This is a genomic window from Streptomyces sp. NPDC057963 (assembly GCF_042887155.1).
Classification (GTDB): domain Bacteria; phylum Actinomycetota; class Actinomycetes; order Streptomycetales; family Streptomycetaceae; genus Streptomyces.
In genome coordinates this window covers 15,496-37,579 of sequence record NZ_JBHVPX010000025.1, presented here as the reverse complement: position 1 = coordinate 37,579, position 22,084 = coordinate 15,496, and the positions used below count along the sequence as shown (strand labels likewise).

12 protein-coding genes are annotated in these 22,084 nt (G+C 70.1%); 11 read left to right on the top strand and 1 reads right to left on the bottom strand.

Annotation, left to right across the window (positions count from 1 at the left end; translation table 11 throughout):
- The first annotated feature begins 3 nt into the window (after positions 1 to 3).
- From ACFVT1_RS34775 to ACFVT1_RS34725, 11 genes are all read left to right on the top strand, one after another.
- The gene (locus tag ACFVT1_RS34775) at positions 4 to 2,988 is read left to right on the top strand and encodes a hypothetical protein (RefSeq protein ID WP_389803037.1); all 2,985 of its coding nucleotides are present in this window, start codon (positions 4 to 6) and stop codon (positions 2,986 to 2,988) included.
- The gene (locus tag ACFVT1_RS34770; protein WP_389803035.1) at positions 2,981 to 7,798 is read left to right on the top strand and encodes a hypothetical protein; all 4,818 of its coding nucleotides are present in this window, start codon (positions 2,981 to 2,983) and stop codon (positions 7,796 to 7,798) included. The genes ACFVT1_RS34775 and ACFVT1_RS34770 overlap by 8 nt, the downstream gene beginning before the upstream one ends.
- A 191-nt stretch (positions 7,799 to 7,989) precedes the next feature.
- Positions 7,990 to 8,442: a CbrC family protein gene (locus ACFVT1_RS34765; protein ID WP_389803130.1), complete on the top strand. Its 453-nt coding sequence runs from the start codon at positions 7,990 to 7,992 to the stop codon at positions 8,440 to 8,442.
- Complete coding sequence (locus tag ACFVT1_RS34760) at positions 8,412 to 9,827, top strand: serine hydrolase domain-containing protein (RefSeq protein WP_389803032.1); 1,416 nt, start codon at positions 8,412 to 8,414, stop codon at positions 9,825 to 9,827. The genes ACFVT1_RS34765 and ACFVT1_RS34760 overlap by 31 nt, the downstream gene beginning before the upstream one ends.
- Positions 9,824 to 10,861 (top strand): dipeptidase, encoded by a 1,038-nt coding sequence (locus ACFVT1_RS34755; RefSeq protein ID WP_389803030.1) that lies wholly within the window; start codon positions 9,824 to 9,826, stop codon positions 10,859 to 10,861. Before ACFVT1_RS34760 ends, ACFVT1_RS34755 begins: the two co-directional genes overlap by 4 nt.
- 108 nt (positions 10,862 to 10,969) lie before the next feature.
- Positions 10,970 to 13,096: a dipeptide ABC transporter ATP-binding protein gene (locus tag ACFVT1_RS34750; protein WP_389803028.1), complete on the top strand. Its 2,127-nt coding sequence runs from the start codon at positions 10,970 to 10,972 to the stop codon at positions 13,094 to 13,096.
- A 67-nt stretch (positions 13,097 to 13,163) separates the two neighbouring features.
- Positions 13,164 to 14,114, top strand: a complete 951-nt coding sequence (locus ACFVT1_RS34745; protein ID WP_389803026.1) for an ABC transporter permease — start codon at positions 13,164 to 13,166, stop codon at positions 14,112 to 14,114.
- A complete protein-coding gene (locus ACFVT1_RS34740; RefSeq protein WP_389803023.1) occupies positions 14,111 to 15,046 on the top strand; it encodes an ABC transporter permease in 936 nt (311 codons plus the stop codon). The genes ACFVT1_RS34745 and ACFVT1_RS34740 overlap by 4 nt, the downstream gene beginning before the upstream one ends.
- Before the next feature lie 62 nt (positions 15,047 to 15,108).
- Positions 15,109 to 16,971, top strand: a complete 1,863-nt coding sequence (locus ACFVT1_RS34735) for an ABC transporter substrate-binding protein (RefSeq protein ID WP_389803020.1) — start codon at positions 15,109 to 15,111, stop codon at positions 16,969 to 16,971.
- 30 nt (positions 16,972 to 17,001) lie between these two features.
- Positions 17,002 to 18,294, top strand: coding sequence for an erythromycin esterase family protein (locus ACFVT1_RS34730; RefSeq protein ID WP_389803018.1), 1,293 nt, complete (start codon positions 17,002 to 17,004; stop codon positions 18,292 to 18,294).
- The gene (locus tag ACFVT1_RS34725; protein ID WP_389803015.1) at positions 18,291 to 20,381 is read left to right on the top strand and encodes a prolyl oligopeptidase family serine peptidase; all 2,091 of its coding nucleotides are present in this window, start codon (positions 18,291 to 18,293) and stop codon (positions 20,379 to 20,381) included. The genes ACFVT1_RS34730 and ACFVT1_RS34725 overlap by 4 nt, the downstream gene beginning before the upstream one ends.
- 22 nt (positions 20,382 to 20,403) lie before the next feature.
- On the opposite strand, the gene ACFVT1_RS34720 is transcribed toward ACFVT1_RS34725, so the two are convergent.
- The gene (locus tag ACFVT1_RS34720) at positions 20,404 to 22,074 is read right to left on the bottom strand and encodes a PucR family transcriptional regulator (RefSeq protein ID WP_389803012.1); all 1,671 of its coding nucleotides are present in this window, start codon (positions 22,072 to 22,074) and stop codon (positions 20,404 to 20,406) included.
- Positions 22,075 to 22,084 lie beyond the last annotated feature (10 nt).

Genomic DNA, 22,084 nt, shown 5'->3' with positions numbered 1-22,084 from the left:
ACCATGCGGCAGTCTCTCGCCTCGCTCGGGCTCGAAGAACACCTTCCGTTCACCTCCGAGGAGCGCAGGCACGACGCACTCGCGCGGGACCTGCGCGAATGTGCCGTCCCTGGCGACGCCGAGACCCTTGTCATCTACTGCACCGGACACGGCATGCTCGAAGGCAGCGGCTTCAGCCTGCTGTTGCCGGACGGGGATGCGTTCGATCCCGACCGTATGATCAAGCCGCTCGAGATGGAGGCCTGGACGAACCTTCAAGAGATCGTTCTCATCCTCGACGCCTGTTCGGCCGAGCCCGGCCTGGACGCGGCCCTGCTCCAGGCACGGAAGGTGAACACCCGGACCTCGACGAAGGGGTTCTGGGGGATCGGCGCAAGCCGCCGCCTGGAGAAAGCCAGGCAGGGATCGTTCGCGGTCGCCTTCGCCAAGGCCGTCGGCCGAGCCGCACAACCGTCCTGGACCAAGCCCCACATCGATCCCGGCGCCATCGCGCGCGAGATTGACCGGGCACTCGGACCCGATCAATCCGTGTGGCTCGCCGACGGTCACCCCGCCCGGCGGTGCCGGGCGCTGCCCAATCCGCGTCATCAGAGTCCTTCGGCGCCGAAGGGCTTGCCGCTTCCGGCCGACTGGGCGGCCAGTGCACGGGGAGTCGCGGCCGCAGACCTGCCCGGCTTCTTCTTCGCGGGCCGTACCGCCCTGCTCCGCGAACTGCGCGAGCACCTGATGGGTGAGGGCGGCAAGCCCATCGTCGTCACCGGGAGCTCAGGGGCGGGAAGAAGCGCACTACTCGGGCACCTCGTCCTGACAACTCACGAGGACGGGCGTCGATCGATACCCAGCGAGGTCACACTCGCCTGGCCGGCGCTGCCGGTGACTGTGGCCGCAGGCAGGGGAGATCCGCCCCGGGTGACCGCCATGCTGCTCCGGGAGCTCACCGGTTCGAACAGCGCACGGGAACTCGTCGACGTTCTGCGGTCGGCACCCAAGCCCCTGGCCCTCGTCCTGGACGACCTGGACGAGACCACTGAGCCGGAGGCGTGGTCACAGTTCTTCGGAACCCTCCGGTCGGTACCGGGAGTTCGTCTCGTCGTCGGCCTGCCCTCCTCGTCGGGGATCTCCGTCGGGGACTCCTCCCGGGTCCTCGACCTCGATGATCTCGTGGACGAGTGCGCCGACGACGCACGGGAGTATCTCCGCCGCCAGGTCCGGCTCGCCGTTCCGGGCGCCGGAGAACCACAGATCCGCCGAACCGTGGATGCACTCGCCGCACGAACGGCGGCGGAGTGGACGGTAGCCGTCACCGTGAGCGCCCTGCCGCGCGCCTCGGCCGGGGAGAGTTCGGTCGGCAACTACCTCGACCAGGCCACCAAGGCACTGGACGCGACCGCGCACCGGGTGTGCCGGGAGCGCGTCGGCGCCGTACTGGGCGAGAAGGCTCGGGGCATCGTATCGGCGCTCTCGGCGCTGTGCGGATACGCGGACACTGTCGCCCTGCCCGCGACGGAGTGGGCCGCTGCGGCTTCGGTTCCTGGCGCGCCACGCGTCGGCGTCGAGGACGTCGCCACCGCCGCAGCTCTGATGCGCTCGCTCGTCGAACGCCGCCCCGCCGCGGACGGGTCGGCTCGTTGGCGCGCCCGCTTCGGCCATCCGGCGGGCGGCGGCTACCCGAAGCCCGAGGACTTCCTGCGGCGCCTGCCCCAGGTCGCCGACTGGCGCACGACGGACTGGCGGGCGGTCGACGCAGGCGTCCTGATGCTTGTGTCGCGTGCGGCCGCGCTGGGCCTGCTGCCCAGCAGCCTGCTCGACGATCCCGCGTTTCTGCTGGATGCTCCGCCGGCCGTGGTGTCCCGGGCGCTGCAGCAGCTCCGTGCCGCAGGGGATCGCACCCTCCGATCCCGCATGTGGTCCCTCGTGCCTCGCAACGTTTCCGACGTCGACCGCGCCCTGATGTTGCGCATCGGAGCGGAACGCTTCTCGGTCATGCCCCTCGTGACCGCGTTCCGGACGTCGCGCCGTGCGGGCGTCGGAAATCACCGGGAGCCGTCTGCGGACATCGACTGGGTACAGCCGGACCACGCTCGTTCGACCCGGGTCACACACATGACGTCCACGCCTGCGGGCCCGCACGCTGCGATCGTCACTGTCCAGGACGACGATTCGCTCTCCTTCTGGGCTCCGTCGGACGGCACCAGCCTGCGCGCGGCGGTCTCTGTGCCGGGAACCCCACGCGATGTGACGGTGGCGGTGGTCCAGGGCAGAGCCCTCGCACTCGTGTCGACCTGGCAACGCGAGATCTGGCTGGTGCCGTGTCATGAGGACGCGCCGCCGACAGCGCTGCCGGAATTCGTTCCACCCCATGGTGAGGGCGGCAACCGGACCCGACCGGTTCCCTTGCTCCTGTCACTGCACCCTGGCGGCCATGTGGTCGTCACGTCGGGACCGGCCGTGTGGGTCGGCAGGCTGGGCACCGGGGACCCCGTACGCAAGCTGGCCACCATGGACTCGGAACTGCTCTCCGTCCGGGCGGCGGGACCGGTCTCCGCACCTGTCGTGTGGTTGTTGCCTGCATCTGGCCACATCCGTTCTCTGCGGCTGGGCGGGGTACGCGGCGGGTCCGTGTCGCCGTTCCCCGTCCCGAACCGGCCTCTGGCCCTCGCGGTGTCCGAAGCCGGCGACCAGGCTCTGATCCGCGATGCCTCCGGCGATCTCCACCTGCGCGGCCCGGGTCGGCAGAGCACGGCGCTCACGAAAACCCGCCGTTCCGAGACACGGGCCGCCGCGCTCGACGATTCGACGGTAGTCGTCGGCGGATCGACCGGCCGCTCCGGCTGGCTTGAGATCCACGATCTTTCCTGCCCCACGGTCCCCGCGCGGCTTCCGCTCGACGAGGCTGCGGTCGATGTCGCTCTGCACGGAAGGAATCGGTTGCTCGTGGCTCGGACGTGCGGACTGCTGTCCATGAAGCTGGTAGCGGGCCATGGCTGACAACATCGACGGCCCTGCATCCGGGGTAACCGAACGGGACGGGCTGACGACGGGCCTCGTGCTCGCCAGGGCCATACTGTCCGACCCCGGACGAGCGGGAGAGGCTGCCTGGCAGCACCTGGCTCACTTCCACGCCACCGTCATCCGGCCGCTGCTCAAGGGCTCAACCGTGCCCAGCGCCGAGCTGCAGCAGGTCCTGCTCTGGTGCGGAGCACTTGACGGTGCCGCGGTGCTGATGGAGCTGGCCGAGTCGGCGATGGAGACCGGCGCCCTGTCCGACGACGTGATCCTGGACCTGATCACACTGGCCGATCTGGTCGCCGGGACGGAGCCGGCGGGGGCCCTGCCGAGCCCCTCCCCGGCAGACGTACTGGTCAGCGGCCCCAGCGGTGAGCACGTCGTCCTGGCAGCCGACGACCAAGGCGACCCGCGCCGACGTTCGGCCCTGGGGGAAACGGAACGGTCGGCAGCCGAAGCCGCGGTCGACACCGTCCTGTCCGCCTTCCCGAGCAAGGCTCCGGCGGCAGCGTCCTGGCCCTTCCGCCCCTACGTCCGCTGGCCGCCCACGGTGGCCCTCTCGGCAGCAGCCGTCGACCTGCCGCTGGCGCTGTGGCTGCTCGACGAGGTTTTCGGGCTGGGTGCTCCGCCGTTTCTCAGCGCCGGCAGCTTCGACGGTGCGGAGTTTCAGCCCCTCTCCCCGTCGCAACTCGCCCCGCGCATCGACGCAGCTCGAACTGTGCGCAGAAACCTGCTCGTTCCCACAGCAACGGGCTGGCAGCTCGTCCCCGCCGACGGCTCGCCGCCCCAGGACATCCGCGAGCCACGAACGCTGGACCGCGCCGCGTCGATGGTGTGGGGCGAAAAATGGTCGCAGAAGAAGCGCAACGCACACAAGCAGGAACTCGGCCTGCTGGGATGGCACTTCGTCGATTGGAGCCGGGTACCCGAAGACCAACCCGTCCCGGACCGCAGGGTCAGCCAGGTGAGTCAGCTGGAGAGGTACTTCCTCGACAAGAGCAGTCCCGGGTCGGTCGCGATGCTCGGCGGCACCAGGCACAGCGGCAGGAGCGCCATCCTGCGACAGCTCGCCGCCGTCCTGGCTCATCGCAAACGGCCGTGGCTCGTCCAAGTCATCACCGGACCCACCCGCGAGCTTCCCGACCGTCACGTCGCACTGCAGATCGCCACCCATGCCGTGGCCGCGGCGGACCACCCCACGAATCACGCCGGCCGACGGCTGCTCGTTTTCGAGGATCTGCAGCCGACCGGTGACGGCAATGCCTCCGAAGTACTTCGCTTCGTGGCGGAACAACTCCGCATCGAGGTACTGGGGATGCTGGAATACGCCGAGAACTCGTCCGTCGACTGGGACACCGACAACACATACGTGGCTGCGGCGGTTGTCGGCCTCGAAGCGCGAAGGCGGTTCGTGGAGGATCTCGCCATAGCCGACAGCACACTCGATACCGACCCGGCGCTCGCCGCTCTGAACTCTGGTGCCCAGGTCGACCTTCGCACGCTCACCAGACTGATGGCCGGCGACACCGCCTCCGGTCGACCGGCCCGCTTTCGGGAGTTGTGGGAAGAAGAGCGCGCGGCGCTGGTCTTCACCGCGGCGGTCAGTCTGGCGTCCGGGGAGGTCGCGGAGGAGCGGCTCCAGGCGATCAACGACGAGGATCGTCGCGTCTTCGGCGTCGGGCTCGGGCGAGCTCCGGGCACTGTGCGGATCACCAGTGCGAACGACTGTGTCGCGCTGCTCGATCTGCAAGCGGCTGGGGACGGGCCCGCGAAGCAGGCGGAACCGCGCTGGAAAACCGTCAATGCCATGGTCACCAGGCAGCTCGGGCCCGATCTGAACCGTTTGTTGCGGGACGGCGAACCGCTGGCCGTCGACCGGTTGCTCGGCGTCCGGCTGTTTCGCCAAAGCGTCTGCGGCTCCTTGTTGGAGGCGGCAGACAAGGACGGATCGCTGAAGGAATGGGCAGCTACCGCTCCTCTCCTCAGTGTCGCGCGCATGGCCGCACTCAGCGATCTCATGCCCGACCGTGCCGCGAAGGACGTTGTCACGCAGATGGTCAGCAGGGCCTGTCGTAGGGGAGAGCAGCTGCCCCCTGACCAGCTTCTGACCCTTATGCGCACCTGCCAGCAGATCGAGTACCTGCTGCCGAGTGATGTCATCGACGAACTCGCGGTCTGGCTCATCGACAAGGTCGACGAGGTGTTCGCCCGTGCCGAGGGACGCCCGGACGAGCGATTCGCGATGCTCTTCGCGCTGGACCGGCTGAACCGCGACGACGCCGCCGGCCTGGTGGCCGAGCGAGCCCTCGACGTACTGGCCGGCTTGGCCGTCCGTGTGGAGGACTACCGGCTGGTGCGGAGAGTGGATCAGCTGTATCGCCGAGCGGCCCGGAAGACGTGGCACGACGCGCCCTTCTTTCCCGTGGACCAGGAAGATCCCGTACAGCAGCTGCTCGAACGCAAGCCGGACCCCACGGACGGCATGGGCGTGCTGTTCGAGGCCATGAACCTGAGACTCAGCCTCGTCGACCGCGACTGGGAAATCACCTTTCCGGCGTACAAGACCGCTCTGAATCAAGCGTTTCGATCCACCACCGCGTCAGAGCTCGCGCTGGGGATTCAGGGGATCCGCTCTCCCATCCCTCAGTTCGGCACATGGTTGCTCAAGGAATGGAAGGAATTCCCTGAGCGCGTGCGAGATCTCCTGACGCGTCAGGCGGGCGCCACCGACACCGCCGCACTGCTCAATGCCGTGGCCAGAGCGAACATGTACACAGCGTTCAGGATCCTCAACGACGGCGCCTCCGGCCAGTTGGTCCGCGTGCTCGCCCGGCAGGCCCGCGAAGCAAAGGACGCCAAAGGCATCGGACAACTCCTCTCCGCCGCCCGGTCGATCGAAGACCTCTTCGAGGAAGGCGGCAGCAGCTTCTCGAAGCACATGGCCGAGGCGCTCGGTGCCGATCGAGTCATCGAGTTGCTCAACTACGACCCACGCACCTCGGTCCGCTACCACGTCATCAAGGGTGTGTGGGACGCGCAGGCGAGCTATCGGCACGAGGTGCTGGGCGATGCACTGTCCGTCGTCGTCGGTGCCGTGCGCCAGGGACGCAAACACTGGGGCCCCGAGATCGCGTTGCGGCTCCTGAACGAGCCGGAACTCGGCCCCGAGGCGATCTCCGAGCTACAGAGCCGGCTCCACAGCCGGCAACTGCTCTCAGGGATGACATCGGCCCCCACCGCGTATGCCCGCGCCGTGTTCCACCGGCTGGGCCGGGTGCTCCACCCGGACATCCCGGCCCTCTTCCTGCAGCAGTGGGATCTGGTGCCCTTTGTCGAGGGTCTCGTCACGTCCAGCCCGACAGCCGCCCTGGAGGTGTGCGTCGAGGTCGCGCGCACCCTGACCGACGCCGACGTGCCGGCCGCCGGCCGGACGATCGCCGATGCGACCGGAGGCGTGGAGCAGTGGACTCGCCGCTTGCTCAGGGTGAGTAACGAGGAGGCGTTCGTCCAGGCAGTCCGGCACCTTACAACCCTCGACCCGGCCACTGCCGGCGGTACGCTCGACGAGTTGCGGCAGAGGAGCAGCCACGTCACGATCGGAGGCCGTGCCGCGGATGTCCTGATGGCACGGTTGCGTCGTGCCCTCCTGGGCGATCCGACCTGTGCGCCGGCGATGCTGCGCGCCGTCCACGAAGTGCGTCCGCAGCTCGCAAAGGAGCTGCTGGCCGACGTATCGGCCGACCAACACGCCAATTTCGTGTTCCGCGGCGAGATCCAGCAGATTCAGAACCCGGTCGCCCAGTCGACCGCTGCACGCGATCTGGTAACGGTCGGCGTCACACGCGAGTCCGGGCGCTCTTGGATCGAGCCGGTGTACAACGCCCGGATCCAGGGATTGCACCGCTTCAGCAACCCCCGGGCGGTGACGGCGCTGTTGCGCATGATGTCCGCCTGGGACACGGGATGGGGCTCGGCTGCGGCACGAGAAGTGAACATCACGCGTATCAGCAACAGATTGGCGTTCGCTTCGATCACCGATATGGCCGACGCCGTCGAACTGGCGCGCACGATGGCGGCCCTGGACAACGCGGCCGGTGCCGAACAGCTTCTCGATGCGCTGCTCGACCTCGACATCACGCGGCTCGCGGAGCGCCTCGATGTCGCCTCACTCTGTGGCCTGGTGGATGTCCTCGGCGAGATGGTCCCCGATGCGGTGCCGCGGCTTTCACGGGGGCTCGCCACAGCACTCCAGTCCCTCGTCGGCCACCTTGTCGTCAGCGACGAACGTGTCCGCTGGCTCCAAGTGGGACGGGCATGCCGGATCCTGGATCAGGTCGGAGCGCCCCCGACGTCCGTCGGCGAACCACGGACAGCGCCCAATGCGGCGTATGCGCCGGTCGTCGCCTGGGCGGCAACCGGGCTGAAGCAGCCCGGCTGGGGGGCCGACGCACTCGGCCGGGCGGCGTCGCGCTTGGCCTCCCTGCAATCAGTGCCGGACGTAACGGACCGAGCGTGTCTGCTTTCGGCGACTGGCAAGGGCTGCGCGCCCGAGCTGCGGGAGAGTCACACCGGCTGGGACGTCGGGAAAGCCCCTTTCTGGCTGTTGCGGATCCTGTATGCGGAGGAAGCCACGGATCCTTACCTGACCCCGATTCTCTCGGCGTGTGAGTCCACCATCCGCAAACGTGCAAGTGAAGACACCAACCGGTCCAATTGGGACGCCAGCCGATTGCGGCTGATGCTCAACGCCCGCAGCTTCCTCGGGAGCCGGTCGGAGAGCCGGACCGTATAGGCGATTCCGCCGTACGCACCCGAGTGCAGCTCGAAGCATCGGTGCCGGGCCGGCAAAGGGTTGTCCCGTAGTCCCTCGTCGCACGCCCGCCAGGGACTACGGGACAGCCCTCCCGCGTCTGCACAGGTGGGCCCGGCTGCGGCGGCGAGTTCACCGACTCCTACGGACTCGAAGACGTCGGCGAGGAGACCCTGCACCAGGTCACCCGCCGCACTCCCGGCTTCCGTGCCCGGCAGGATCCGCACCGGCTCGTCCACTGCCACGACGCGGACGCCTTCATCGGCGAGGTCGGATACAGCGAACCGGCAGCCCAGTCCGAGGCGCTCGACCGGCTCCGGCAAGGCCCCCGCATGGGCGGCCGGCACGACGCAGACCGACCCGAGCGGTTGCCTGGCCCACCTCGGCGAGGGGGCCACCGCGATGCTCTTCCGCTGCACCACCTGCGGCACCCGCCTCGCCCACGCAGACGCCTCATGCCCCCAGCTCGCCGAAGCGGCGAGCCTCCCGGTTCGGCCAGTCGCACCAATGCCCGGGTCGCATGTGGTGGGAGCGGACGAAGAGGGCGGTTTCCGCAGGTCCTAAGCTCCTGCGCAGTCGAGCAGGGAGGGTTGCCGTGCAGAAGCTGGACGGATCGGATCAGCTGAACAAGCTGGAGGAAGTCGGTGCCTGGTTGCGCCGCCGGTTGCCGGATCTGCTCGTCGAGAGCCAGGTGCCCGGGGCAGCCGTGGCGGTCCAAGCCGGAGATGAATGGGTCGAATCCGCGGCCGGTGTGCTGAGCACGGCCACAGGGGTCGACGCCACGGCCGACTCCCTCTTCCAGATCGGGTCGATCACCAAGGTGATGACCGCGACGCTGATCATGCAGTTGGCCGACGAGGGGCGACTGGACCTGGACGCTCCCGTACGGGCCGTCCTGCCGGAGTTCCGGATCGCCGACGAGGAAGCGGCGCGAGGGATCACCACGCGGCATCTGCTGAGTCACGTCGCGGGTTTCGAGGGGGACATCTTCACCGACACCGGCAAGGGTGACGACTGCCTGGAGAAGTACCTGGGCGTCCTGCGGGACGTGCCGCAGCTCTTCGAGCCGGGCGCGATGTTCTCGTACAACAACGCCGGGTACTGCGTGCTCGGGCGGATCGTCGAGGTGCTGCGCGAGAAGCCGTTCGACGTCTGCGCCCGGCGGCACCTGTTCACTCCGCTGGGTATGAGTCACACCGCGAGTGACCCCTACGAGGCGATCGTCCACCGCACGGCAGTGGGTCACATCGAGACGGTGCCGGGGGCGCCGCTCGAACCGACGCCGGTGTGGGCCCTGGCACGCTCGAACGCACCGGCCGGATCGATGCTGGCGATGCGTGCGCGCGATCTGCTGGCCTTCGCCCGGATGCACCTCGCCGGGGGCCGGGGCCCCGACGGGGTGAGCGTGCTCGGCCCGGAGACCGTCCGGGCCATGCAGCGGCCGCAGGTCACGCTGCCCGACATCGACCAGGGCGTCGCCTGGGGGCTCGGCTGGGAGCTCTTCGACCTGTCGGCGGGCGGCACGGTCGTCGGACACGACGGGAACACCATCGGTCAGTCGGCGTTCCTGCGCCTGGTGCCGGAGCGGGATGTCGCGGTGGCGATCGTCACCAACGGCGGCCTGTCGCGGCGCGTGTACACGGAGATCGCGGGCCGGGTCCTCGGTGAACTCGCCGGAATCGGTCTGCCCGCCTCGCCGGTGCCGGACATGGGCGCTTCCGTTGCGGAGACGTCCCGGTACGTCGGTACGTACACGTCCAGCACCGCCGAGACCACGGTGAGCCGGGACACCGCGGGGCGGCTGTGGCTGGAGCGCACTCCCCGGGGGGCCGTCGCCGAACTGGACGAGGCGCCGTACCGCACGGAGCTGGTCGGCAGGCGCGGTGACACCTTGATCCCGGTCGAGCCGGAGCGCGGGGTCCACGCGCCGCTCGCCTTCCTCGGTGACGACGGGCGGGGACACGCGCTGTATCTGCACACCGGCCGGGCCGAGCGGCGGGCACAGCGATGAACGAGGTGCACCGACGCGCGATCGTGGCAGACCTGCACAACGACCTGCTGTGTGCGGTGGTCGCCCGGCCGGTGGACCGCTGGGCGGAGTTCTTCCGGGAGCGCTGGCTGCCGCAGTTGCTCGCCGGCGGGGTGAACCTTCAGGCGCTGCCGGTGTTCGTCGAAGATCCGTACCGGCCGGAGGGGGCGCTTCGCCGCACGCTGCGCATGATCGAGGCGGCGCACCGGCTCGCGGCCGGCAACGCCGATGCCGTGACGCTGTGCACGGACGGCGCCCAGATCGACCGGACGCTGGCTGAGGGCCGGATCGCCCTGGTGCTGGCGCTGGAGAGCGCACCCGGCGTGGGCGAGGACGTGGAGCTGCTGGAGACCCTGTTCCGGCTGGGGGTCAGGATCGCGTCCCTGGCCCACTTCGGTCGCACCTCCCTGGCCGACGGCAGCGGCGAGGACGCGACGGGCGGCCGGCTGACCCGCTCCGGGGTCGCGGCGCTGGCCGAGATGGAGCGCCTCGGCATGCTCTACGACATCAGTCATCTCGGCGCGTCCGGGGTCGAGCACGTCCTGGAGCTGTCCTCACGGCCGTTGATCGCCACGCACTCCAGCGCACGGGCGCTCTTCGACCACCACCGCAACCTTGACGACGAGCAGATCCGGGGCGTCGCCGCGGGCGGCGGAGTGGTGTGCGTGAACTTCTTCGCCCCGTACCTGCACGAGAGCGACTACTCGATCGGCCGGCTGATCGACCACATCGAGCACATTGCCGGGGTGGCCGGCGTCGAGCACGTCGGGCTGGGTCCCGACTTCATCAAGGAGGTACTCGCCGACACCACTCCCCCGTGCTGCGAGTTGGCCTTCGTCGAGGGAGTGCCGGCCGACGCCTATCTGCCCGGACTTGCGGGTCCGGCCGGGCTGCCGCTGGTCACCGATGCGCTGCAACAGCGGGGGTGGCCGGAGCGCGACATCGTCGCGGTCCTGGGGGAGAACGTACGGCGCCTGCTGCGGAACGAACTGGGCCGGCCCGCGTCCGCCGGCTGAGCGCCGTGCGCGGCAGGGGATTCCCTTCGTCCGATCGGAACGACGCACACCTGAATGTTTAGTGAACCCGACGAACGACGCCTGAAGTGCGTGTCTCAAAATCGTCGGATGGTCGAGGAGATGGAGAGCCATATCGTGCGCGCGAGCGATGGTTTTGAGAACGCACGTGAGCCCGCGGACGGCAGCCGGGTGCTGACGATCCGCGATCTGTCGGTCGAGATCCGCCGGGGCGACCGGATCGTCCACCCGGTCTCAGGCGTCGGTCTGGCGCTCGATCGCGGGGAGACCCTGGGGATCGTCGGGGAGACCGGATCCGGCAAGTCCATGACCGGCCTGGCCGTGATGGGCATGCTGCCGGACGGTGGCCGGGTGACCGGCGGCTCGATCGACTTCGGCGGTACGGAGCTCGTCGGACTCCCCGCGGACCGGTACCGGGCCCTCCGCGGGAACGACATCGCGATGGTGTTCCAGGATTCGATGACGGCCTTGAACCCCACCCGCCGCATCGGCGAACAGGTCGCCGAACCGGTGCGGTTGCACCAGGGCGCGTCGAAGCAGGCCGCGCGCGCACGTGCCGCGGAGATGCTCGACCTGGTCGGGATACCGAAGCCCCTTGAGCGGTTGGACGACCATCCGCACCAGCTCTCGGGCGGTATGCGGCAGCGCGTGATGATCGCGATGGCCCTGGCGTGCGAGCCGCGGGTCGTCATCGCGGACGAGCCGACCACCGCGCTCGACGTCTCCATCCAGGCGGAGATCCTCGATCTCCTGGACGACCTCAGGTCCCGGCTGGGCATGTCGATGATCCTCATCACCCACGACATGGGAGTGATCGCCCGGCACGCCGACCGGGTGGGCGTGATGTACGCCGGGCGCGTGGCCGAGACCGGGCCGACACCAGCTCTTTTCAGCCATACCCGGCACCGCTACACCCATGCGCTGCTGTCCTCGATCCCCTCGCTCACCCAGGACCGGCGCGAGCAGCTCTTCAGCATTCCCGGCACACCGCCGGATCTGGCCGCCTCCCCCGCGGGCTGTCCCTTCGCGCCGCGCTGCGCGGCCGCGACGGACCGCTGCCACGAGGAGCGGCCGCCGCTCTCGGTGGAGGAGGACGGGCACACCCACGCGTGCTGGCACCCGGTCGCCACGGCAGCAGTCCGTACCGGCTCGGCATCGGCCGTCGCACGGCCCGCCGTCTCCCCCGGGGCCCCTGCCGCACGCGAGACGACGCCGCGGCTGCGGATCGTCGATCTCCGACTTGAGTACCCGGTGGGCGGTCGGGGCCTCCTCGGGCGGCGCCGCACGGTCAAGGCGGTCTCCGGAGTGAGCTTCGACGTGGCGCCCGGTGAGACGTTCGGCCTGGTCGGGGAGTCGGGGTGCGGCAAGTCCTCGCTGGGCCGCATGCTCGTGGCCCTGAACCGGCCCACGTCGGGCGAGGTGATCTTCGACGGTGCGTCGGTGACCGGCATGAGTGCCCGCGAACTCGCGCCGCGCCGGGCCCAGTTGCAGATGATGTTCCAGGACTCGAACTCCTCTCTCGACCCCCGGATGCGCATCGGCGCGATCCTGCGCGAGCCCCTCGCGATCCAGGGCATCGGCAGGCGCGCCGCCCGGACCGCCCGGGCCCGCGAGCTCCTCGGGGACGTGGGGCTTCCGCCGGGCGTCCTGGAGCGCTACCCCCACGAACTCTCCGGGGGACAGCGCCAGCGGGTGGGGCTGGCCCGCGCGCTGGCCCTGGACCCGAAGGTGCTGGTCGCCGACGAGCCGGTCAGCGCGCTGGACGTCTCCATCCGTTCCCAGGTCCTCAATCTGATGCACCGCGTCCAACGTGAACGCGAACTGAGCAGTGTCGTGATCTCCCACGATCTTGCGGTCGTGCGGTACCTGGCCGACCGCGTCGGAGTCATGTACCTGGGCAAGTTGATGGAGACCGGCACCACCGAGGAGGTGTACGGGTCCACCGCGCACCCGTACACCGCGGGGCTGCTCGCGGCGGTTCCCGAGGCGGACCCCGCCGCGCCGCGCCCCCGGTCGGGCACGCGCGTGCGCGGCGAGCTGCCCAGTCCCATCGATCCGCCCAGCGGCTGCCGGTTCCGCACCCGATGTCCACTGGCGACCGAGGTGTGCGCGGCCACGGAGCCCGTCCTCGCGACCCTCACCGGCACGCACAAGGTCGCCTGCCACCATCCCCTGCGCTCGCCGGCCGCACAGCCCGAGGAGCTCTCCGCACGATGAACCGTCACTCACCATTCCCCTGCACATCAGGGACCCCGCGGATCTCCCGGAGAGGAGTTGGTCACGCATGAGCTGGTACGTGGTCCGACGGCTGGCGATCTCCTTCGTCGTCCTGCTGGGCATCTCCGCGATGGTGTTCTTCATGCTGCACGTGGTCTCGGACGACCCGGGCCGCGTGGTCCTGGGGCAGCGCGCATCCCCCCAGGCCGTGGCCGACTTCAACCGGGAGCACGGGTTCGACCGGCCGCTCGTCGAGCAGTACCTCAGCTATCTGGGTCAGCTCGCCCACGGTGACCTGGGCAGGTCCTACAAGCTCAACGAGAACGTGGGGGCGGTACTCCAGCAGAACGCCGGCCGCAGCGCGATGCTGTCGCTCGCCGGCCTGGTCCTCGCGCTGCTGATCGCCGTCCCGCTCGGCATCCTCCAGGCGGTCCGCCGCAACAGTCTCGTCGACCGCGTCACCACGGCGGCCTCCTATGTGCTCTACGCGACTCCGTCGTTCCTGCTGGGCCTGATCCTGATCGCCGTGTTCAGCCAGTCCCTGCCGTTCTTCCCCGCCGAGGCGTCCCAGTCGCACTCCTCGTGGGTGGTCCTCACCGATCCCCGCGCCATGGCCCTGCCCGTCATCACGCTCGCCATCACCAGCGTCGCGATCTTCTCCCAGTACCAGCGCTCGTCGGCTCTCGACCAGCTCGGCCAGGACTACATCCGGGTCGCCCGGGCCAAAGGGCTCCCGGAGCGGAGCGTCCTGACGCGCCACCTGCTGCGCAACGCCTGTCTGCCGCTGATCACGCTGGTCGGCACGCTCGTCCCCAGCCTCCTGGCAGGCAACCTGATCGTCGAGTCGCTCTTCAACTACCCCGGCCTCGGCCTGCTGTTCCTCAACAGCCTGCAGCACGAGGACTACCCGGTGCTCCTCGCCTACACCCTGATCGGCGGCGCCCTCACCGTGGCCGGCAACTTCGTCGCCGACATCGCGGTCGCCGCCGCCGACAGACGAATCGAGTTGAACAAATGACCTCACGACACACGGACACAGCGGGGGCCCTGGAGGCGGGCGCCACGGCGCCGTCAGCAGCCGACCCGGCCGAACCGGCCGACGTGCGCGAGCGGTTCACTCCGAAGCCGGTGCTGCGCGCACTGCGGCACCACCCGCTGGGCCTCACCGGCGGGCTGCTTCTGGTATTCGTCGTCGGGTTCTGCTTCCTCGGCCCCCTGCTCTACCAGACCAACCAGACCGACGTGGATCTGGTGAACGCGGCTCTGCCGCCCAGCACCGAGCATCCGCTCGGGACGGACCTCAACGGGTTCGACGTGCTCGGCCGCCTCATGGCGGGCGGCAGGGTGTCCTTGCAGATCGGGCTGCTCGCCGCGCTGTTCGCCACCACGATCGGTACGGTCTACGGCGCCGTCGCCGGACTCGCCGGCGGGGTCGTCGACGGGTTCCTGATGCGGGTGGTCGACATCCTGCTGTCGATCCCCTTCCTCTTCTTCGTCCTGATCCTCTCGGTGCGCTTCCACCCGAACGCCGTGTCGCTGAGCCTGGTCATCGGCGGGTTCTCCTGGCTGGTCTCCGCCCGGCTCGTCCGCGGCGAGGTCCTGACCCTGCGGGTACGGGAGTTCGTGCTGGCGGCCCGGGTGATGGGGGCCTCCCGCCCACGGCTCATCCTCACCCACCTGATTCCGAACGCGCTCAGCGTGATCATCGTCGTCATCACCTTCCAGGTGGCCGACGCGATCCTCGTCGTCGCCGCTCTGGGCTTCCTGGGCTTCGGCCTGACATACCCGACCGCGGACTGGGGCAGCCAGCTTGCCAACGGTGCGACGTTCATCTCCGCCGACTACTGGTGGCTGGTGTATCCCGTCGGCATCTGCGTCATCGTCACGGTGCTGGGGCTCAACCTGCTGGCGGACGCGCTCCGCGACGCGGTCGGTCACCGGGCCGGCTGAGGCCGCTCGCCACAACCGTCACCTCCTCCCCCTCTTCCACCACACCTCGCAGGGAGCCATCCATGACACACGTGCCCGGCACAGCGCGAGGACGCCGCTTCGCGGTGCTCGCCGCCGTACTCGCCGTACTGGCCACGGCGTGCACCGGCGGCGGCGACCTGGCCAAGGATCTGCAGGGCGGTTACAAGGCCCTGCCGAAGGAGTCCGGGAAGCCCAAGGACGGCGGCACGGCCACGGTCGCGCTGACTCCAGGGCTCAGCCCCAACTACATCTATCCGTATCCGCCGGCGTCCGCCAACGGCACCGTCATCGCCCGGGGGCTCCTGTGGCGCTCCCTCTACCGCCCCAGTGGTGAGGGCGACCAGATCGCGGACGCCGCACTGAGCCTGGCCGAGCCGCCCCGCTACAGCACCGACCGCAAGACCGTGAGCATCAAGATGAAGCACTACTCATGGTCCAACGGCAGGCCGGTCACCGCCGACGACGTCGTCTTCTCGCTGGCCCTGCTGAAGGCGGCGCTCAAGGAGAGCCCGGCCAACTGGAGCTTCTACACCCCGGGGCAGTTTCCCGACGGCATCACCGCGAAGGCCACCGCGCCGGACGAGCTCACCCTCAGGTCCACGACCGCGTACAACCCGTCCTACCTGATGTCGATGCTGACCCTGCTGTACGTGATGCCCGCCAAGGAGTGGAACATCGCCCGCACCTCGGGGCCGCACCTGGACTACACGCAGCCGAAGAACGCCAAGGCCATCTACACCTATCTCACCAAGCAGTCGGAGTCCCAGGCCACCTTCGCCGGCAACCCGCTCTGGCAGGTGGTCAACGGCCCGTACCGTCTCAAGAGCTTCGACCCCACGACCGGCTCGTTCTCCCTGGTCCCCAACACGTCCTACAGCGGCCCGGGCGGCTCGCGGCTCGACCGGGTCGACTTCAAGTCGTTCACCTCCGCCCCGGCGGTCCTCAACCAGTTCAAGGCCGGCAACCTGACCGTCGGAACGCTGGACTCCAGCTTCATCATGCAGATCGGCGCACTGAAGAAGAAGGGCTACCACGTCTACGGCGCCCCGGCGCCCGCCCGGTTCGACCCGCTGGTCCTGAACTTCGAGGACACCACCCACCACTTCGACAAGGTGATCGCGCAGCCGTACGTCCGCCAGGCCCTGCAACACCTGATCGACCAGCAGGGCTACATCAGAAGCCGGGGCGTGTACAACGGTGCCGCCTCCCCCAACTACACCACCGCGGGCAGCGACTCCCCCTACCCGCCCGCGTTCGGTGACAAGGCGCCCTACCCGTACGACCCGGCCGCCGCCGAGGACCTGCTCGCCGGCCACGGCTGGAAGGTCGAGCCGGGCGGCGCCACCACCTGCCGGCGGCCGGGCACCGGGGCCGGCGAGTGCGGGGCGGGCATTCCGCACGGGCAGACGATCGAGTTCTCCCTCGCCTCCGCGAACACCCCGGCGTACGTCGGCGCCCGGGACACCGCCTTCGCGTCGGAGGCCAAGAAGCTGGGCCTCAAGGTCACACTCGTGAGCAAGTCGCTCAACTACCTGTACACCAACTACGGCAACTCCTTCGCGCCCGCCAACAAGAACAAATGGGCGGCACAGGACTACGGACCGCTGTACCTGGCGGCCGGATACCCCAGCAGCAACACCGTGTTCAACGCGGAAGGCAGCTTCAACCTCGGCGGGTACCGCGACGCCGAGGCGGACAAGCTGATCGACGCGTCGACGTTCGGAGCGGATTCCAAGGCCCTGTCGGCCGAGGCGACCCACCTCGGCAAGGACCTGCCGGTGCTCTACTTCCCGACTCCGCACACCCTTGTCGTGTGGAAGGACAGCCTCTCCGGGCCGCCGTCGTCGTTCAGCTCGCTGCTCAGCTTCCTGTACACGCCGGAACTCTGGTACTTCCACAACTGAATGCCGCGCGCGGGAAGGTGGTGAGCCGTCATGGATACGTTCCACGACAGGTCTGCGGACATGGCTGCGCTGCGTCAACTGATAGGCGGAGCACGGGTGGTGGCGCTCGGCGAGGGCGCGCACAACATCACGGAGTTCTACGGGCTCAGGGACCTGCTGTTCCGGTTCCTGGTCCGGGAGTGCGGGTTCACCGGGCTGGTCCTGGAGTCCGGTTTCGCCGAGGGGCTGGCCGTCGACGAATGGATCGACGGCGGGCCGGGACGGGTCGAGACCGTCGCCCGGGACGGCGTCACCTACCGCTTCGGCGAGTGCGAGCCGATGCGGAGGCAACTGCGCTGGATGCGCCGGCGCAACTCCGGCGGGTCGGCGAAGGTCGCGTTCTACGGAATGGACCTGCCCGGCTCGTCCACCTCCCCCGGCCCGGCGGTCCGTGCCTGCCTCGACCGGCTGCCCGCACACCCGGGCGACGAGGAGTTGCTGCGGCTGAGCGATCTGGGCGACCGGTCGCAGGCGGCGGTCCGTTACGCGGCGATGTCCTCCTCGGACCGTGCCCGGCTGCTCGACGGCCTTCGCGGACTGGACGAGCGCGCACTCCGCTTCCGCCGGCACAGCGGCCCGGACGACGAGGACGCCGAGATCGCCCTGTGGTGCGCGGCCTCGCTCGAAGCCTTCGTCGCCGAGGCCGACGAGGACGGGCCCTCCCCGGAGGGTCCCTATCCGCGGGAGGCGTTCATGGCGCGCAGCGTGGAGTGGATCCTGCGCCGGGAGCGGCGCATCGTGGTGAGCGCCCACAACGCACACGTCCGCCGTACACCGCTGCACGGTCGGCCGACGCTGGGCGGTCTGCTCTCTTCCGAGCTGGGAGCGGACCTCGTCGTCATCGGGATGACGTACGGCTCCGGGCCCGAAGTCACCTTCACCCAGCGGTCGTCGCGCCCGTTCGACTGCGACGTCACGCTCGGGGCGCGGACCCTGACGCCGGAGTCCGTCGAATCGCGGCTCGACCGTCTCGGCCCGGAGGTGGCCCTCCTCGATCCGCGCCGCGCGCCCGCCGGGTTCTTCGACGGCGTCGAGGGGACGCTCGGCGGTGGGGAGCTCGACCCCGTCGACGACTTCCCGGCCGCCTACGACGCACTGCTCCACGTCCGGCAGGTGAACCGGATCCCCGGGGCGTTCGAGCGGCTGCGTGCGGAGTTCGCCGCGGCCGCGCGAGCGGGCTCCGAGGCGGCCCCGGACGCAGACGCAGATGCACCAGCAGATCAGTCCATGCGTCCCGGAGACCTCGACCGTCTCCGGGACACCGAGGAGTCGGAGTCACAGTGAACAGCAGCCCTCCGCCGTATCCGCCCGCACGGACCGTCGACGTCTTCGAGGACGTCGCGGGCGTCCGGGTGCCGGACCCGTACCGGTGGCTGGAGCCGGAGACCGACGAGGTGCAGCGGTGGCAGCGCCGACAGGCCGGACTCGCCACTTCGATCGCCTACGACGGGCAGGACCCGGCGGCCGTACGGAAGCTGATCGAGACCTACGACGCCGGATCCCGCCCGGCACTGCCGAGGTTCGCGGCGGGCCGCTGGTTCCGCGCCGTGACCGCTCCCGGTGCGGCGGCGCCCGGCGTGGTCGTCGCCGACCGGCCGTTCGGCGCGGGCCGGCCGGTGGTCGACCTGACCGCGTTCGGAGACGGGCAGAACCCCGCGTTCCTGTCCTGGCTCGCGCCGTCGCCGAACGGTCGCGTCCTGGCCCTGGGCGTCTGCACCGACGGCAGCGAGCACAACACGGTCCGGCTCATCGAGGTGGACTCGGGGCGCGTACTGGACGGCGCGCCGCGGCAGGTCCTGCACAGCGCGTGGGCCGGTGGCGTGTCGTGGCTGCCCGACAGCAGCGGCTTCTTCTTCCTCGCCCTGACCGGTTCGCCGCACGAGTTCCGGCAGGCCGTGTACCGTCACCGGCTCGCCACGCGGGACAGCGCGGGCAGCACCGCGGTGGAACCGGTCCCGGTCGGTGAGGGCTCCCAGGAGTACACACTCGTGCAGTTCTCGGCCGACGGCCGCTGGGCCGTCGCAAGTCACCGGGTGGGCAGTCCTGTTCCGGTCGCCGTACGCGATCTGTCCCGGCCCGCGACCCCCTGGCGGCCCTTCGTCACCGACTGCGCCGGGACCGTCGCCGGACACATCGTCGGCGACCGCTACGTCGCGGTGACCGATGTAGCGGCACCCCGCGGGCGCGTGGTTGCGCTCCCGCTGGACGCCGCCGACCCCAACGACCCTGCCTCGTGGACGGAGCTGGTGCCCGAGGGCGAGACGGTGCTGCGGTCCTTGTCCCCGGTCGGTGACCATCTGTACCTCAGTGAGTTCGACCGGACGTGCGCCCGGGTACGGATCCTCGACCGCTCCGGCGCCGTCACCGGGGAGGTTCCGCTGCCCGGGCAGGGGGCGCTCTCCGCACCGTTCTTCGCCCTGACCGGCCTGGCCGTGGGCCCTCCCCCGGACGACTTCGTCTTCGCCTTCTCCACCCCGACCAGCTCCTGGGGCGTCTATCGGCACCGTCCGGAAGAGGCGGACATCGAGACGCTGTCGGCCCCGGCGGTCACCCTCGACGCCGACGTGACGTTCGAGCGGGCCGTCGCACTCGACGGCGTGGAGATCCCTTACCACGTGGTGCGACCGGCGGGCAGCGACCCGACGCAGCCCGCGCCCACGCTGATCTCCGCGTACGGAGCGGCGAACGTGCCTCTGCTGCCGCAGTACCAGCCCGAGATGGCCGCCTTCGTCGCGGCCGGCGGCGTGCTCGTACAGGCGCATCTGCGCGGGGGCGGCGAGTTCGGCCGCGACTGGTACCTGGCCGCGCACCGGGAACGCAAGCACGTGCGCGACCGCGACCTCATCGCCGTCGCCGAGCACCTCATCGCCACAGGGTCCACCACACCCGAGCGGCTCGCGCTGACCGGTGGCTCCGACGGCGGTCTCATGTGCGGGGTCGCCCTCACCACGCGCCCCGAGCTGTGGTGTGCCGTGCTGCCGATGGCACCGCTCCTCGACCTCATCGGGGGCACCCGCGATCCCTATCTGGACTTCGTCATCCGCAAGGCGTGGGCGGATCCGGACGATCCTGCGGAAGTACGGCGGCTGCTGCGGCTCTCGCCCTACCAACTGGTCGGCCCCGGCGTCTTCCCGGCGGTCTATCTTCAGGCCGGGGCGACCGATCCGCGGTGTCCTCCCTGGCATGCGCGCAAGTTCGCCGCCCGCCTCCAGGCGGCACAGGAAGGGGACGCGCCGATCCTCCTGCACGTCTTCGACAACGCCGGGCATGGCGCGGCGACGTCGTACGAGGTCGCGGCCGCACAGGACGCCGAGTGGCTGGCCTTCCTGATCAGGACACTCGGTCTGGGCCGTCAGGAAGCTTCCGGATGAGCGGGCGGGACGGCCTGTCCGCTCATCCGCCGTCCGGGGCGGACCTGAGCGACATCAGGTGCAGCTGCAGCATGGCCGAGAGGCGTGCGGACGGGTCGTTGAGGTCGATCCGGCCGACCTCCGCCGCGCGCCGAAGCCGGTAGCGGAACGTGTTGGGGTGCACGAACATCGAGGCGGCGGCCGTGGCGACATCGCCGAAGGCGTCGAGCCAACTCCGCAGCGTCTCGGCCAGGTTGGTCTCGTGGATCCCGTCGTAGGCGATGACGCGTGCGACGACGCCGCTGGGCAGGTCCCCGCGCGGGACGAGGTCGGCGAGCTCCAGCAGCAGTGCCTCGACGTGGACGTCGTCCAGGCGGGCGACCGACTGCCCGGCGGTTCCCGACCGCAGGACGCGCGACGCCCGTTCGGCTCCGGTACGCGACCGGGCCAGCGCCGCACTGTCCTCGGCGTACGGCCCTACGCCGATCACGGGGCGCAGCCGGGAGCCCACGCGGGCCAGGAACTCGGTGGCGATGCGGGCCGCCCGTTCCTCGGCGTCGTGCCGGTTCTGCGGAAGAAGGGGCAGGATGCCGTACGCGATGTCGCCGATCAGCGCCGCGGTGGCGCGCGGGTGCACCGCGGCCAGATGCATGGCGAACGCGTCAGCGAGGCGTTTGCGTTCGGTGGCGGTACGGGCGGGCAGCCGGTGTTCATTCGCCGCGTCGACGACGGTGAGTGCGAGAACGACGGCGGGCTCGTCCTTCAGGCCGAGGCGGCGGATCGCCTCGGGTGATCCAGGGCCGCTCTCCAGTGCGGTGGCCAGCAGCTCCGCGCGCTGCCGCCTTTCCATGTCCGCGTCCGCGCGCTGCCACACCATGTGCATCGCGACCAGCTTGGACGCCTCGTAGAGTGCTTCGCTGCGGTCCTCGCTCAGCGGCTCGGCGACGACCACCCAGATCGCACCGAGGATCTCGTCCCCGGCGCGCACGGCGATCGCCGCGCGCGGCAGTTCGGGCGGCTGTGTCGCGTCGCCCGACCCGGGGAGGGACGCGACGAAGACGGGGCGGTCGCTGCGGTAGATCGCCTGGAACACCCCGCGTTCCTCAAGGATGCGCGTGTAGTGCTCGGGGACCTGCCGGCCCAGGATCGTCTGGACCCGCGAGGGGTCGATGTCCTCCTGCCGGCTGGAGAAGGCCAGCAGGCGCGAGTTGCGGTCCTCGATGGTGACGGGCGCGTCCAGCAGCGCGGCAATCGCGTTGGCGACCGCGAAGAGGTCGCCGGACTCGATCCGGCCGGCCGTGTGACCAACCATGTCGTGCCGGTTGCTATCGGTCGTCAGCGTCCGGAGCATCCCCGCCAGGTGCGTCCAGGAGGCGCCGCGGGCGAAGGAGAGCACGGCCACGCCCGACGCCTCGGCCGCGTCGGTCAGCGTCTCGTCGGCGGTGAGGGGCGCGCGTACCACCAGGGCGGCGGCGCCGCGCTGCCCCAGGCGGGTGACGACTCGGGCGATGTCGGAGAGGTCGTGCAGCGCTACGCCCAGTACCAGTGCGTTGTCCGGGAGTTCCGGCTCGTCGAGTGGGTCGTGGATGACGACTCCGCCGATGCCGTCGGCGCGTTCCGCGTCACCGCAGACCACGTCGAGCAGGGTGGAACCGAGTTCCTCCAGGACACGCGCGAGGCTCGCTCGCGGAAGGCTGGTCACGGGAATGAGCACGGGGCCGAAA

Bases quoted from the DNA above. Each gene is read 5' to 3' on its own strand.
- ACFVT1_RS34750 (WP_389803028.1), top strand. From the start codon at position 10,970: ATGGTCGAGGAGATGGAGAGCCATATCGTGCGCGCGAGCGATGGTTTT.
- ACFVT1_RS34740 (WP_389803023.1), top strand. From the start codon at position 14,111: ATGACCTCACGACACACGGACACAGCGGGGGCCCTGGAGGCGGGCGCC.
- ACFVT1_RS34770 (WP_389803035.1), top strand. From the start codon at position 2,981: ATGGCTGACAACATCGACGGCCCTGCATCCGGGGTAACCGAACGGGAC.
- ACFVT1_RS34755 (WP_389803030.1), top strand. From the start codon at position 9,824: ATGAACGAGGTGCACCGACGCGCGATCGTGGCAGACCTGCACAACGAC.
- ACFVT1_RS34745 (WP_389803026.1), top strand. From the start codon at position 13,164: ATGAGCTGGTACGTGGTCCGACGGCTGGCGATCTCCTTCGTCGTCCTG.
- ACFVT1_RS34775 (WP_389803037.1), top strand. From the start codon at position 4: ATGCGGCAGTCTCTCGCCTCGCTCGGGCTCGAAGAACACCTTCCGTTC.
- ACFVT1_RS34735 (WP_389803020.1), top strand. From the start codon at position 15,109: ATGACACACGTGCCCGGCACAGCGCGAGGACGCCGCTTCGCGGTGCTC.
- ACFVT1_RS34730 (WP_389803018.1), top strand. From the start codon at position 17,002: ATGGATACGTTCCACGACAGGTCTGCGGACATGGCTGCGCTGCGTCAA.